Genomic DNA, 14,804 nt, shown 5'->3' on the forward strand with positions numbered 1-14,804 from the left:
ATTATTCTCTCCTTTTGCTAAAATATATTCATTGGGTTAAAATCAAACTGAATTCTCAGCGATGCAAATCCCCGATTAATCTCTATATAACGCTCCATCTGATTCTTAGTCTCCATAAGAACCTGATACTCTTCACACTTCAGATAGAGTACCAGACGATAGACATCATTTACCCTGCCTACATAAGGCCTTGCCGGTCCGATGATCTGAATCTGCCGGTTACGGTCAATATGACTCACATATTTTTTCAGGTACTCTGCCGCCAGCTCAAGCTGTTCCTCATCTGCACCTGTCATTAATACTGCCAGAAGCTGAGAGACCGGCGGATAACCCATCAGTTCCCGGTACCGCATCTCTTCTTCATAGAACCCTTCGTAATCCTGCTTTGCTGCCATCTGTATGCTGTAATGCTCCGGATTATACGACTGTATCACCACTTCTCCCGGCCGATTCCCCCTGCCGGCTCTTCCGGCCGCCTGTGTCAGAAGCTGAAAGGTACGTTCTCCCGACCGGTAATCATCTGCGTACAAAGACATATCCGCCGCAAGGATTCCAACCAGCGTAACATTCGGAAAATCGTGGCCTTTTACGATCATCTGTGTTCCGATCAGAACATCCGCTTCTTCACTTGCAAAGGATTCCAGTATCTGTTCATGTCCTTCCTTTGTTCTGGTGGTGTCCATATCCATACGAAGCACTCTCGCTTCCGGAAATTCCCTTTTCACCAGATCTTCAATCTGCTGTGTTCCTGCCCGGAATCCACCAATGTAAGAAGATCCGCATGAGGGGCACCTGGATACAGACGGCATCTCATATCCACAATAATGGCATACCATCTTTCCTCCCCGATGTGCAGATAAAGACACATCACAATGAGGACATTTTACTACATATCCACAGGCTCTGCAAGAAACAAACCCCGCATATCCTCTGCGGTTCAAAAACAGCATGATCTGTTCCTTCTTCTGCAGCCTCTCACGCATCATCTCCTTCAGACGATCTCCCAGTATCGACCGGTTCCCACGTTTCAGTTCTTCTCTCATATCCGTAATATAGACCTGCGGCAAATGTGTATTTCCTGCTCTTTCCGTCAGTTTCAGCATCTGATACTTTCCACACTGACATGCATAGAAAGCTTCCAGTGAAGGCGTTGCTGAGCCAAGCACTACACTTGCGCCTTCCATTTCGGCACGTCTGATCGCAGTTTCCCTTGCATGATACCTCGGCACCTGCTCACTTTTGTAAGCACCCTCCTGCTCCTCGTCGATCACGATCAGACCCAGATTGGAAAATGGTGTAAATAGCGCTGACCTTGGCCCGATCATCACATCCACCTCTTCTGCCTTCACACGTTCGATCTGATCATAGCGTTCTCCCTGTGACATCCTGGAATTGAGAACAGACACACGATCCCCGAAACGACTGTAAAAACGCATGACTGTCTGATACGTCAGCGCGATCTCCGGAATCAGAACGATCACCTGCTTTCCCTGCCTCAGCACCTCAGCAATCATCTCCATATAGACCTCTGTCTTACCGCTTCCGGTTACTCCGTATAAAAGATACGTATCCCGGACTCCCGCGCGATAGTCTTCCCGGAACCGCTCCATCGCATGGATCTGTTCCTTTGTATGGACATATTTCTTCTGTTCTCTTTTTCTGTAATGAATCGGATTACGGTATGTCTTTTCAGATTCCAACGCCAGAACCTTCTGCTCTTCCAGTGCTCTTACCACGGATCTCGTCACATTCAACTTCCGAATCATCAGATCATAATCCTGTTCCGGCTGTTCCAGAAGCGCTGCCAGAAGTCTTGCTCTCGCTTTCTGATTCTTATGAAGATAAATATCCAGCTGTCTTTTCCCCTCTTCCTCATCCAAAAGAAGCCGAAGACGCCGTTTTTCTCTGACTTTTTCTTCTTTTTTAATTGGCAGCACCGTTTTCAATGCCTGAATCATCGTTCCGCCATAATACTCTTTCATCCACGCAGCAAGGGCTACCAGTTTCGCTTCTATCGCAACGCTCTTTTCAGCGACCTTCAGGATCTCTTTCATTCTGGCAGTGTCATACTCCGTGCTTTCCGAAAAGCCCACAACGTATCCTCTGGTCTCTTTATTGCTTCTCCCAAAAGGAACAACAACTTCCGTACCAACCTTAAGCATCCCCTCCAACTGAGAGGGGATGCGATATTGAAATATCTTATCTAATTTTTCGTGCGTAATATCGATAATAATATCAGCGTACATGTAACTCCTCTAATACTTCCTGAATCAGGACTCTTTCGTCCATATCATATTTTACTCCCTTGATCTCCTGATATGTCTCGTGTCCTTTGCCGGCCAGGATAATGACGTCTCCCGGCTGCCCGTGTTCAATCGCATACTTGATTGCTTCTTTTCTGTCACAGATCGCAATATAGGATCCATCCGTCTTTTCCATTCCGATAATAATATCATCTATGATTGCCTGCGGCTCTTCAAATCTCGGATTATCCGATGTGATGATCGTAAAGTCAGACAGACGTCCGGCAACTTCTCCCATCTCATAACGTCGTGTCTTCGAGCGGTTACCTCCGCACCCGAATACGGTGACGATTCTCTCCGGATGGTAATCTCTGAGTGTCAGAAGAAGGCTCTCCAGAGCCATTGCATTGTGTGCATAATCGATCATCAGCGTAAAATCATCAGACACCTTGATCATCTCGATCCTGCCTTTTACTTTTGCCACCTTCAGTGCCTGCTGAATATGATCCTCCGGCACTGCAAAATGTCTGCAGACTGCAATTGCGGTCAGAGAATTATACACGCTGAAATCTCCGGGTATGTCAATCTCTACATCAAAATCCATAAGTCCATTTACATGATACTTTACTCCCAGATACCCCGGTCTTGAAATGTGTTCTACATTTGTCGCACGAAGATCTGCCTTTTCAGAGAATCCAAAGGTCTCCACCTGACAGGTGGCTCCCCGGAACACATCTTCATACCACGGATCATCCACATTGGCAATTCCGATCCTGCATTGTCTGAACAGAAGTCCTTTACAACGCTTATAATCCTCAAAATCTTTATGTTCATTCGGTCCGATATGATCTTCTCCAAGGTTCGTAAAGATTCCGATCTCAAACGGGATTCCGGCTGTTCTGTGCAGCATCAGTCCCTGCGAGGACACTTCCATTACAACGCTGTCACATCCGGCATCTACCATCTGTGCAAAATACTTCTGGATCGTATAGGACTCCGGAGTTGTATTATTGGCCGGAATCGTTTTATCTCCGATGATGGCTTCGATCGTACCGATCAGTCCTACTTTATGTCCGACTCCTTCAAGAATGGACTTTACCATATAAGTTGTCGTCGTCTTTCCCTTGGTTCCCGTAATTCCGATGACTTTCAGCTTCTCTGCCGGATATCCGAAGTATGCACACGACATCAGTGCAAGCGCATAACGGGTATCTTCCACACGGATCACCGTAAGATCTTCCGGTGCCTCCACATCCTTTTCCACGATCACTGCCGCTGCTCCTTTGTCCGCGACCTCCTGCACATAAGCATGTCCGTCAGACACTGCTCCGCTGATACACACAAACACACTTCCGTCTGTCACTTTCCGTGAGTCATTGATCAGCTCCGTGATCTCAATATCATCCTTTCCCTGTATTACTTCATATTGTAAACGTTCTAACAACTGAGTTAACTTCATCGCATCATGCCTCCTTCGTTATCGAATCATTTGCTTCGCTGTAACACTTCGCAATATTCTTTTTACAGTATATCATCATTTCTTTGTGCAGCAAAGAAAAAATTGTGCTATAGTATTATGAGAAAAACAATTATACATGAAAAGGGGAATGTTACTATGAAAGCTTATGAAAGATTACTAAAATATGTAGTCATCCGTACACCAAGTGATGAAAACAGTGATACGGTACCTTCATCCCAATGCCAGTTTGATCTGGCAAAAGTCCTGGAAGCAGAGATGAAAGAACTGGGACTTACAGACGTCTTCCTGGACGACCAGTGTTATCTGTATGGAAAACTTCCTGCAACCGAAGGCTATGAAGACAAACCGGTCATCGGATTTATTGCTCATATGGATACCGTATCCGACTTCTGTGATCACGACATCAAACCAGTCATCACAGAAAACTATGACGGAGAAGAACTGGCTCTTGGGGACAGCGGAATCAGCTTAAGCCCGGAGACCTTTGCTCACCTGAAGGATCTGAAAGGACAGACACTCATTACTTCTGACGGAACCACCGTGCTTGGAGCCGATGACAAGGCCGGTATTGCCGAGATTCTTACAATGATCGAGCGTTTGCAGAACGAAAATATCCCACACGGTCCACTGCGTGTTGCATTTACTCCGGATGAAGAGATCGGTACCGGCGCATCTCACTTTGATGTAGAGCGTTTCAACGCTGACTATGCATACACACTGGACGGAAGTACAGAGGGCGAGATTCAGTACGAGAACTTCAATGCCTGCAAGGCAGATTTCCACATCAAGGGATTCAATGTTCATCCTGGTACTTCCAAGGATACCATGATCAATGCAAGCCTTGTTGCCATGGAGATCAACTCTATGCTTCCGGGTATGGAAACACCACGCGGAACCGAGGATTACGAAGGTTTCTATCATCTGACAAGTATGAACGGTGAAGTTGGAGAAGCAACTCTGAATTATATTGTAAGAGATCATGACAAGAACTTCTTTGAAGCGAGAAAGCGCACACTCAGACTGATCGAGAAAGACATGAATGAGAAATGGGGCGAAGGCACCGTAACTCTCACCATTACGGATCAGTATAAGAACATGGCAGAGATTATCGCAGACTGCATGCATCTGGTTGACAATGCAAAAACTGCCTGCGAAAAAGCCGATGTTGCACCGCTGGTAATCCCAATCCGTGGCGGCACAGACGGATGCCAGTTAAGCTTCAAGGGTCTTCCTTGTCCGAATCTCGGAACCGGCGGACACGCTTACCATGGCCCATATGAGCACATTACCGTTGAAGGCATGGATAAGAGTGTAGACGTTATTACAGAACTCGTAAAATTATACGCTGAATAAAATCATTTCTATTACATAACAAAGGGACTGCTGCAACATATAGAATACTCCCTATGAGCTTTCTACATCTGCGACAGTCCCTCATTACGTATACATTTTCCAAAATCACACAGACCGATCAGTGATCAGATCTCCGAGATTTCTTCTTTGAACCCTTCTCCCACTACTTCATTGGATTCCATAATGATTGTAAATGCTTTCGGATCTATTTCATGTACCATTTTTTTGATGGTATACATCTGCTTGTTATTGCAGGCGCACATCACTACATCCTTTGGCTGTTTCGAGTAGCTTCCCACTCCCTTCAGGATAGTAGAACCTCTTCCGGAATATTCATCAATCCGCTTTGCGACTTCCTCTCCATGCTCCGTCACGATCAGTGTCATCTTTCCTTCATCAATTCCGTACATGATCCGGTCCATAACGATCGCCATCAGATAGGTTACGATAATACCGTATATCAGTCCATCTACATCTTTAAATACCAATATGGTTCCCAGGATAATCGTACACATATCCAGTCCAAATGTAATAATTCCCAGTGTAATATGTGGCTTCACTTTTTTGATTGCAACACTGATAAAGTCCTGACCGCCGGTGGAGGAGCCCCTCATAAAGATGATGGCGTAGCCTGCGCCCGCCAGTATCCCCATACAGAGTGCAGCCAGAAACCGGCTTCCCTCATAGACCGGAAACAGAGGCGCTACATAATCCATAAAGAAAGATGATATGATCATCGATTTTACAGACTTCAGGAAAAACTGTTTCCCCAGGAATTTATAGCAGAAGATCGACACCGGAACATTCAACAGAATTGTTCCCGCACCGACCGGAAGTCCAAACAAGTGATACAAAATTATCGCGATCCCCGAAAAACCTGCAACCGGAAAGTTCGCATGCAATGCAAAATTATATACACCTACCGCAATCAGGATACTTGCCCCAATATCTACAAGTATGTCAATCATTACCTCTTTCCAATTCATTGTCTTCATACCAATTCCACTCCTTTACCCGACTGATTATCAAATCTCTTTTTTCCCCAATGCACAAAAAAACAGCCGCAAACTATATATAATATAATCCGCAACTGCTCTTATGTGATTAAGTATAGCTACAATTAATTTACTTGTCAAGGGGTGATTTTCCAGGGCCCTTCGTCACAATGTCTGTGCCGTATTTTCCCCGGATCTTTTCCAGTGCCGCATTCAACTGCCGCTTTTTCTTTCGTTTTTCTTCCGGCTCAAATTCCATGTCAAACAGACTCAGCTGTTCCGGTTCTCCTTCTTCTGAAAGTTTGGAACTGCGGATCCCCAAAAGTCGGATCGGTTCCCGATTCCACAACTCCCGGAAAAGTACCACTGATATTTCATAGATATCTGCATCCTGATTGGTTGGACGTTCAATCTGTTTTTGATGCGAAACACTGTCAAATGTATGATACTTGATCTCAACGCTTAACATTCCCGCCTTCTGCCCTGCTTTTCTCAGTCTGCCTCCCACACTGGCTGCCAGTTCTTTCAATACGGCTTTTGCTTCCTCTTCCGTAACCACATCTTTTGGCAGTGTCGTAGAATTACCGATTCCTTTTGCCTCCGCCTTTTCCGTCTCTACCATCGAATGATCGATCCCATTGGCGAATTCCCACAGTTTTCTGCCATGGCTCTTCAGATGCAGTTCCAGTATCACAGGATCCGTATGGGCCAGATCCCCGATTGTAAGAATCTCCAGCTTCTGCAGCGTCTCTACACTGGAGCGGCCTGCCATATAGAGCTCCCCAATCGGAAGCGGCCACATCTTTTCCGGAATTTCTTCCGGAAATAATGTATGTACTTTATTCGGCTTTTCAAAATCAGATGCCATCTTCGCCAGAAGCTTATTACAGGATATACCGATATTTACCGTAAATCCAAATCTCCGATACACTTCATTCTTGATCTCCAGTGCGCCTTCCACAGGCGAATGAAACCGTCCAGCAATCCCGGTAAAATCCATATAGCACTCATCCACGCTTACCTGTTCGATCCGGTCTGTATAGCTTCGAAGGAAATCCATCAGCTTCTCACTGTATTGATGGTACAGCTTATGATCCGGCGGCTCCATCCGAAGATTCGGACACTTACGAAAAGCATTCACAACAGGTTCCCCCGTGTGAATGCCGTATTTTTTCGCCGGAATGGACTTCGCCAGCACCACACCATGGCGGGACTTCTGGTCCCCGCCGATAATCGCAGGTATGGTACGGATGTCCACTTCGGCTCCGTGTTTCAATTGTTCTACTGCCGTCCAGCTAAGATAAGCGGAATTAACATCGATATGAAATATTATTGACACACGCTCTGACTCCTTGCTACAAGCTTTCCGTCTTCCACGTCTATTACGATCATATCTTCTGCTCCTACATCTCCCTGAAGCATCAGCTTTGCGGCCAGTGTCTCTACATGCTTCTGCAGGTAACGTTTCAGAGGCCTTGCTCCGTAGGTCGGATCATAACCGCCTTCCACCACATAATTCTTTGCGGCGTCTGTCAGGAATACCGAGATCTCCTTATCGGCAAGACGTTTATTGACATCTGCTATTAATAAGTCAATAATGTCATAAATATTGTCTTTCGTCAATGGTTTGAACATAATCGTCTCATCCAGACGGTTCAGGAATTCCGGTCGGAAGTGTGCCCGAAGATCTTCCATGACCGCCTTCTGACTTGCTTCACTGATATTGCCGCAGTCATCAATTCCATCAAGCAGATAAGAAGAGCCGATATTGGAAGTCATGATCAGGATCGTATTCTTAAAATCTACCGTCCGGCCCTGCGAATCGGTGATTCGCCCGTCATCCAGTACCTGAAGCAATACGTTGAATACATCCGGATGTGCTTTTTCAATCTCATCAAATAATACAACAGAATACGGTTTTCTTCTGACTGCTTCCGTCAGCTGTCCACCTTCATCATATCCGACATATCCCGGAGGCGCTCCGATCAGCCGGGACACGGAATACTTCTCCATGTACTCACTCATATCGATACGCACCATATTGTTTTCATCGTCAAAAAGGCTTGCTGCCAGTGCTTTTGCAAGCTCTGTCTTACCCACACCGGTTGGTCCGAGGAAGAGGAAGGAACCGATCGGCTTTGTCGGATCTTTGATACCGGCTTTGGATCGAATGATCGCTTCCGTTACCAGCTCGACACCTTCATCCTGCCCAATGACCCGCTTATGAAGCTCTTCTGCCAGATGAAGTGTCTTGCTCCGCTCGCTTTCATTCAGCTTTGCAACCGGAATTCCCGTCCAGCGGGATACGATCCGCCCGATCTCATCATCCGTTACACTTTCATGTACCAGTGACAGATCTTCATCCTTTACCTTATCCTCTTCTGCCTCCAGCTGTTTCTGCAGTTGCGGAAGTCTTCCGTACTGCAGCTCTGCCGCCTTTTCCAGATCATAGGAATGCTGTGCTTTTTCAATCTCTTTGTTCACCTGTTCTATCTCTTCACGCAGCTTCTGAACACGTTCAATTCCGACTTTTTCATTGTCCCACTGTGCTTTCTTTCCGGCAAATTCTTCTCGGAGTTCTGCCAGCTCCTGCTGCAGATGTTCCAGCCTTTCTTTGCTCAGACGGTCGTCCTCCTTCTTCAGTGCCGCCTCTTCAATCTCAAGCTGCATGATCTTGCGCTGCAGCTCATCCATCTCTGCCGGCATGGAATCAAGCTCCGTCTTAACCAGTGCACATGCCTCATCTACCAGGTCGATCGCTTTATCCGGAAGGAAACGGTCTGAGATATATCGATCTGACAATGTCGCGGCTGCTACCAGTGCCCCATCGGTAATCTTCACCCCATGGAACACCTCATACCGCTCTTTCAGACCACGCAGAATAGAAATGGAATCTTCCACCGTCGGCTCATCTACCTGAACCGGCTGGAACCGACGCTCCAGTGCTGCATCTTTTTCAATATATTTTCGGTATTCGTCCAGTGTAGTCGCCCCGATACAGTGAAGCTCTCCTCTTGCCAGCATTGGCTTGAGCATATTTCCTGCATCCATGGCACCGTCCGTCTTTCCCGCACCAACAATCGTATGCAGTTCATCAATAAACAGGATAATTCTTCCAGCGCTGTTTTTCACTTCTTCCAGAACTGCTTTCAGACGCTCTTCAAATTCACCCCTATACTTCGCACCTGCTACCAGGGCGCCCATATCCAGGGAAAAGATCGTCTTTTCCTTCAGTCCTTCCGGCACATCTCCGCGCACGATACGCTGAGCCAGACCTTCCACAACCGCGGTTTTTCCGACGCCGGGCTCTCCGATCAGAACCGGATTATTCTTTGTCTTACGGGAAAGTATCCGTATGATATTACGAATCTCTGAATCACGGCCGATCACCGGATCCAGCTTCTGGTCTCTGGCACGTTCTACCAGATCAATTCCGTATTTATTCAGGGTATCATAGGTCGCTTCCGGATTATCACTGGTGACCCGCTGATTGCCACGAACCGTGGATAATGCCTGCAGGAATCCCTCGCGGCTGATTCCCATTTCCCGGAATATCGTTTTCATCTCTCTGCTCGCGTATTTCAAGATGGAGAGGAAGAGATGTTCTACCGAAACATATTCATCCCCCATCTGTTTTGCCTCATCTTCCGCATGTACCAGAGCATTATTCAGATCCTGACCAACATACTGCTGACCTCCCTGGACCTTCGGGCGCTTCCGAATCGCTTCCTCCACACGATTGATCACGATATTCTTGTCGAGTCCCATTTTTTCCATCAGTTTCGCGATCAGACTGTCATCCTGAGTCAGCAACGCATAAAGCAGGTGCTCCTGTGCAATCTCCTGGTTGCCATAGTCCATTGCAATGCGCTCACAGTCCTGAACAGCCTGTAATGATTTTTGCGTAAATTTATTTATATTCATATAGACAACCTCCTTTGATATCATTGTGTTCTATTTACGATATAACAATACATCGTTTTGTTAGCACTGTCAAGTGGTGAGTGCTAATTTTCTGAAAATGAATAAGAAAAATTATGCTACCCCCTTTGCAGAACCGCCACATTCTTTTTCAAACTCCCGAAGCTTTCTCTTCGCCTCTTCACTCAGGTTCTTCGGCACCTGTATCTGCACCGTTACATACTGATCTCCCCGTTCATTCGGATTCTTCATGGACACAATTCCTTTCCCCTTCAATCGTATCCTTGTTCCCGACTGTGTTCCCGGCTGTATCTTGCACATCACATTTCCGTACAACGTCGGCACAAGTGTCTCACCGCCAAGCACTGCCATGGAAAACGGTATATTTATCGTTGTATAGACATCCTGCCCCTTTCGTTCATATCCCGGCCGGCTTCCTACCGTTACCTTAAGCAGCAGATCTCCCGGTTTTCCGCCGCCGGTTCCCGGCATTCCTTTTCCGCGCAGTCGAATACTCTTTCCGGTATCAATCCCTGCAGGAATATGCACTTTTAATGCTTTTCCTGTTCCGGTCCGGAAGTTTTCTCCTGACAGGTTCACTACCTTTTCGCAGCCGAACACCGCTTCATCAAAGCTTACTGATATCTCCGCCTTCAGATCCGATCCGTTCTGTCTGAATCCCTGTCTATAGAATCCGCCGTTTCCATAATCATTGTTTCCAAATCCGCCTCCCGAAAAATCTTTTCCAAAGAAATTTTTCAGGATGTCATCCATATCTCCGCCTTCAAAGTGATATTCATGATACATTCCGTCCGGCCCGGTATATCGATATGCACCTGACCTTCCATTTTCTCCATATCCGTACGCTCCCGCGTCTCCGTAGGTTCCCGCACCTCCGGCACCGGCATCAAACGCCGCATGGCCATACCTGTCATACAGCTTTCTCTTTTCCGGGTCTGTCAGTATCGTATATGCCTCGGTTGCTTCTTTGAATTTTTCAGCAGCCTGCTCATTGTCAGTATTGGTATCCGGATGATACTTTTTTGCAATCTTTCGGTAAGCTTTTTTAACTGCAGCCTCATCCGCATCTCTGCTTACACCTAAAACTTCATAATAGTCTCGTTTCCGTGCCATTCCTTTCCCTCCTTTCTTTTCCTGTTCCCGTTATTCTCATTTTATTCTATATTGACCGGAAGTGGAAAACACCCCGCAAGAACGCGCCTGCGGGGTACTTCTTTTCTCCGGAATCTTATCCCTCAATAGAGATATATTTATTTTCTTCCACTTTTTTCTTTTCATCTTTCGGCAATTTAAATGAAAGAATACCATTCTCATACTTTGCACGAATATCTTTTTCTGTAAGATTCTCTCCTACATAAAAGCTTCGGCTTACATTTCCGGCGTAGCGTTCACGCCTTACATATCTTCCTTCCTGATTCTTCTCATCTTTATCCAACCCTTTCGCCGCACTGACTGTCAGATATCCGTCTTTCAGCTGTATGGTAATCTCATCTTTCTTAAATCCAGGCAGATCCATATCAACCTCATACTCATCGTCAGTTTCCTTCACATCCGTCTTCATGAGATTTTTTGCACGCTTGCCATATAAAGCTCTGTCCGCGTCCCGAAATACCGGAAATGCAAAATCATCCATAAATTCATCAAACAAATTTTCTCCAAAAATACTAGGCATCATCATAAGTCATATCTCCCTTCAATGATAAATTAAATAATTATTAGCACTATCGGAGAATCCGAGGTGTTGTGTACATGAACAAAAGGATTACAAATCTATTTCTCCTCATTTGTTCTAGTTGTACTATAACACTTATTATTAGCACTGTCAAGCACAGAGTGCTAATATTTTTTATTTTTTACAATCTTTATAATCTTTTTCAGATGACTTCAATATCCAAAAATCTCTATCGAGTCATCTCGGATGCCTTTCTCAATTGACCGCATATGCAAAAATCCTCTTCCAGATCATCTTAAATACCATTTTGGGTTGACCGCATTTACAAAATTCTTCTTTCAAGTCATTTTCAAAATCTGATGCGACATAACTTTTATAATTATACTCTAAGATCCAGACCAGTTGGCTTTATGTCCCAAAAGGAAACTCAACCGGAAGATAAGAAGATAATAAAAAAAGAAATCCGTCACATAACACGGAGTGATGACGTTACGGCGAACGGCATACAAATGTTATGTAGGCAGATTTCTTTTATAGTTGAGACCGGGCACTTTGCGCCTTCGTGCGACAGTCTCGTTTTATTCTCTTATCTCTTCTGACAGGATCTATGATATCTGTCAGCGTCTTAAGCCTTATAATCACGGCAGAGTTCTTCTGCCAGTGCAGTCACCTGTGCTCTGCTCTCATCATTCAGTGCGGACAGGATACGTACAGTTGTCTCTGCAACAGTCAGTTTTTTGCTTCCTTCCAGCATACCACCCATGACTTTTGCAGCGGTCGGTGCCCAGGAACCATTTTCCATAAAAGCAACCATACGGTTCTGATAATTTCTCTCCGTCAGATGATTGATAAATTCTCTCATGAACGGGAAGATATCTGCATTATAGGTTGTCGTAGCAAGTACCAGCTTATTATAACGAAATGCGTCTTCCACGGCTTCTGCCATATCTGTACGAGCCAGATCATGAACTGCAACCTTCGGACATCCTTTTGCAAGAAGTTCCTGCTCCAGAAGTTCCACTGCTTTTTTGGTATTTCCATATACGGACGTATATGCGATCACAACACCTTCAGATTCCGGTTCATAAGAAGACCATGTCTGATAGAGACCAAGATAATATTCAAGATTCTCTGTCAATACCGGTCCGTGAAGCGGACAGATCGTCTGAATCTCCAGCGCGGAAGCTTTCTGAAGAAGCTTCTGTGCCTGCATTCCATATTTGCCAACGATTCCGATATAATAGCGACGTGCCTCGCATGCCCAGTCTTCTTCTGCATCCAACGCTCCGAATTTTCCAAAAGCATCTGCAGAAAACAACACTTTATCACAGGAATCATAAGTCACCATAACCTCCGGCCAGTGAACCATCGGAGCTGCAACAAACTGAAGCGTATGTGTTCCGAGAGAAAGCGTATCTCCCTCTTTGATTACCATACTTCTGTCTTCAAACGCGGTTCCAAAGAACTGCTTCATCATAGCAAATGCTTTGGCACTTGCAACAATCGTTGTATGCCCATACACTTCCATAAAAGCAGCAATATTCGCGGAATGATCCGGTTCCATATGCTGAACAATCAGATAATCCGGTTCTCTGTCACCAAGATATGTTTTTATATTCTCCAGCCATTCCTGTTTAAAACGTGCATCCACCGTATCCATGACAGCCGTCTTCTCATCCATGATCACATATGAGTTATATGCCATGCCATTTGGAACAATGTACTGACCTTCAAACAGATCAATTTCATGGTCATTTACGCCTACGTACTTGATATCGTTCGTAATATCCATTTTGCATTATCTCCTTTTCATTTTCACTGTAGAATAGTTTATCATGATTTTCTACCAGCAACAACCCCATCCGGCGCAATATCATGTGCTTTTTTCTATACATGGAAGACATATTTATCCAGTCTTTCAAAAGCCTCCTTTACTCTGACAAGAGGCAGTGCAAGATTCATGCGGATGCCGTATGGCTCCTGGAACATTCTGCCATCCTGCCATGCGACTCCGACGTTCCATCCTGCTTTGAGCAGCTCGTCCATTGACAGATTATGCTCTATACACCAATCTTCACAATCGAGAAACAGCATATAAGTCCCCTGTGGCTTGCACAACTTTATCCCACGATAGTTTTCCACAATATGTCTGTATGCATAATCCACATTGGCCGAAAGAACCTGACACAGTTCATTGACCCATTCATATCCTTCTGCCTGATATGCTCCGATCAGTGCATGCATGGAAAGTACATTCATCGTATTATAATGCGATTTGCTGCTCTTTGCACGTACCCGGTCTCTGAGACACTTGTTAAAGATAATATGGTAGCTTCCCACCAGGCCTGCCAGATTAAATGTCTTACTCGGCGCATAGACTGCAACCGTTCGGTTGCGTGCATCCGGGCTGACCGACTGGGTTGGAATATGCTGGTGCCCTTTCAGAATCAGATCTGACCATATCTCATCAGAGATCACTACACAGTCATTATTCTTATACACCTCCATTGCCTTCTCGATTTCCCATCTTTCCCATACTCTTCCACATGGATTATGCGGACTGCAGAATACAGCCACATGGATCTGATTGGCCTTTAATTTTGCGTCCATATCCTCGTAATCCATTCTCCAGATTCCTTTTTCATCTTTTTTCAGCGGACTGTGTACGATTCGGTATCCGTTGTTGGTGATACTCTTGGTAAATCCAACATACGTCGGACTGTGAAGAAGCACTGCATCTCCCGGTGCGGCATAGGCAGTCAGCGTCGATATCACACATCCGAGAACACCATTCTCATATCCGATATATTCCGGCAGAAGCCCTACCACATTGTTGCGGATCTTATGCCACCGGATAATAGAATCATAATATTCCTCTGGCGCATCAAAATATCCGAAAGCCGGATGTTCCACTCTATCCCTGATCGCCTTCTGTACGGTCGGAACCGTCGGAAAATTCATATCTGCAACCCACATCGGTATGACATCAAATCCTTCTTTCGGCGGGTCTGGCGCAAATCCTTCTTTCTTCCCGATTCCATCTACCGCAAGCGCATCTTTTCCATGACGATCCAGAATCGTCGTAAAATCATATTTTATCATCATGTATCCTCCTGTAT

10 protein-coding genes are annotated in these 14,804 nt (G+C 45.5%); 1 reads left to right on the forward strand and 9 read right to left on the reverse strand.

Annotated elements, in window-relative coordinates; translation table 11 throughout:
- Nucleotides 1–17 precede the first annotated feature (17 nt).
- Nucleotides 18–2,246, reverse strand: a complete 2,229-nt coding sequence (priA, locus tag ABE547_RS02645) for a primosomal protein N' (RefSeq protein WP_347377315.1) — start codon at nucleotides 2,244–2,246, stop codon at nucleotides 18–20.
- Entirely contained in the window at nucleotides 2,236–3,702 is a 1,467-nt protein-coding gene (locus ABE547_RS02650; protein WP_347377316.1) for a UDP-N-acetylmuramoyl-L-alanyl-D-glutamate--2,6-diaminopimelate ligase, read from the reverse strand. The genes priA and ABE547_RS02650 overlap by 11 nt, the downstream gene beginning before the upstream one ends.
- A 156-nt stretch (nucleotides 3,703–3,858) precedes the next feature.
- Here ABE547_RS02650 and pepT point away from each other — a divergent pair, with 156 nt between their 5' ends.
- Entirely contained in the window at nucleotides 3,859–5,076 is a 1,218-nt protein-coding gene (gene pepT, locus ABE547_RS02655; protein ID WP_347377317.1) for a peptidase T, read from the forward strand.
- Between the two features lie 125 nt (nucleotides 5,077–5,201).
- Here pepT and ABE547_RS02660 read toward each other — a convergent pair whose 3' ends face one another.
- The 7 genes from ABE547_RS02660 to ABE547_RS02690 all read right to left on the reverse strand — a co-directional run bounded on the left by ABE547_RS02660 (nucleotide 5,202) and on the right by ABE547_RS02690 (nucleotide 14,784).
- Entirely contained in the window at nucleotides 5,202–6,071 is an 870-nt protein-coding gene (locus ABE547_RS02660; protein ID WP_347377318.1) for a YitT family protein, read from the reverse strand.
- A 130-nt stretch (nucleotides 6,072–6,201) separates the two neighbouring features.
- Complete coding sequence (locus ABE547_RS02665; protein ID WP_347377319.1) at nucleotides 6,202–7,410, reverse strand: DNA polymerase IV; 1,209 nt, start codon at nucleotides 7,408–7,410, stop codon at nucleotides 6,202–6,204.
- Complete coding sequence (clpB, locus tag ABE547_RS02670) at nucleotides 7,401–9,995, reverse strand: ATP-dependent chaperone ClpB (protein ID WP_347377320.1); 2,595 nt, start codon at nucleotides 9,993–9,995, stop codon at nucleotides 7,401–7,403. The genes ABE547_RS02665 and clpB overlap by 10 nt, the downstream gene beginning before the upstream one ends.
- Nucleotides 9,996–10,106: 111 nt before the next feature.
- On the reverse strand, nucleotides 10,107–11,126 hold the full coding sequence (locus ABE547_RS02675; protein ID WP_347377321.1) for a J domain-containing protein: 1,020 nt from the start codon (nucleotides 11,124–11,126) through the stop codon (nucleotides 10,107–10,109).
- 115 nt (nucleotides 11,127–11,241) lie between these two features.
- On the reverse strand, nucleotides 11,242–11,691 hold the full coding sequence (locus tag ABE547_RS02680; RefSeq protein ID WP_347377322.1) for an Hsp20/alpha crystallin family protein: 450 nt from the start codon (nucleotides 11,689–11,691) through the stop codon (nucleotides 11,242–11,244).
- 619 nt (nucleotides 11,692–12,310) lie between these two features.
- Nucleotides 12,311–13,477 carry an FprA family A-type flavoprotein gene (locus ABE547_RS02685; protein WP_347377323.1) on the reverse strand — a complete coding sequence of 389 codons (1,167 nt, stop codon included), beginning with the start codon at nucleotides 13,475–13,477 and terminating at the stop codon, nucleotides 12,311–12,313.
- Nucleotides 13,478–13,572: 95 nt separating this feature from the next.
- Complete coding sequence (locus tag ABE547_RS02690; protein WP_347377436.1) at nucleotides 13,573–14,784, reverse strand: aminotransferase class I/II-fold pyridoxal phosphate-dependent enzyme; 1,212 nt, start codon at nucleotides 14,782–14,784, stop codon at nucleotides 13,573–13,575.
- Nucleotides 14,785–14,804 lie beyond the last annotated feature (20 nt).

The organism is Dorea sp. YH-dor226 (assembly GCF_039832105.1).
Taxonomy (GTDB): Bacteria; Bacillota; Clostridia; order Lachnospirales; family Lachnospiraceae; genus Dorea_A.

Bases quoted from the DNA above. Each gene is read 5' to 3' on its own strand.
- pepT (WP_347377317.1), top strand. From the start codon at position 3,859: ATGAAAGCTTATGAAAGATTACTAAAATATGTAGTCATCCGTACACCA.
- ABE547_RS02680 (WP_347377322.1), bottom strand. From the start codon at position 11,691: ATGATGATGCCTAGTATTTTTGGAGAAAATTTGTTTGATGAATTTATG.
- ABE547_RS02660 (WP_347377318.1), bottom strand. From the start codon at position 6,071: ATGAAGACAATGAATTGGAAAGAGGTAATGATTGACATACTTGTAGAT.
- ABE547_RS02675 (WP_347377321.1), bottom strand. From the start codon at position 11,126: ATGGCACGGAAACGAGACTATTATGAAGTTTTAGGTGTAAGCAGAGAT.
- ABE547_RS02685 (WP_347377323.1), bottom strand. From the start codon at position 13,477: ATGGATATTACGAACGATATCAAGTACGTAGGCGTAAATGACCATGAA.
- clpB (WP_347377320.1), bottom strand. From the start codon at position 9,995: ATGAATATAAATAAATTTACGCAAAAATCATTACAGGCTGTTCAGGAC.
- ABE547_RS02650 (WP_347377316.1), bottom strand. From the start codon at position 3,702: ATGAAGTTAACTCAGTTGTTAGAACGTTTACAATATGAAGTAATACAG.
- priA (WP_347377315.1), bottom strand. From the start codon at position 2,246: ATGTACGCTGATATTATTATCGATATTACGCACGAAAAATTAGATAAG.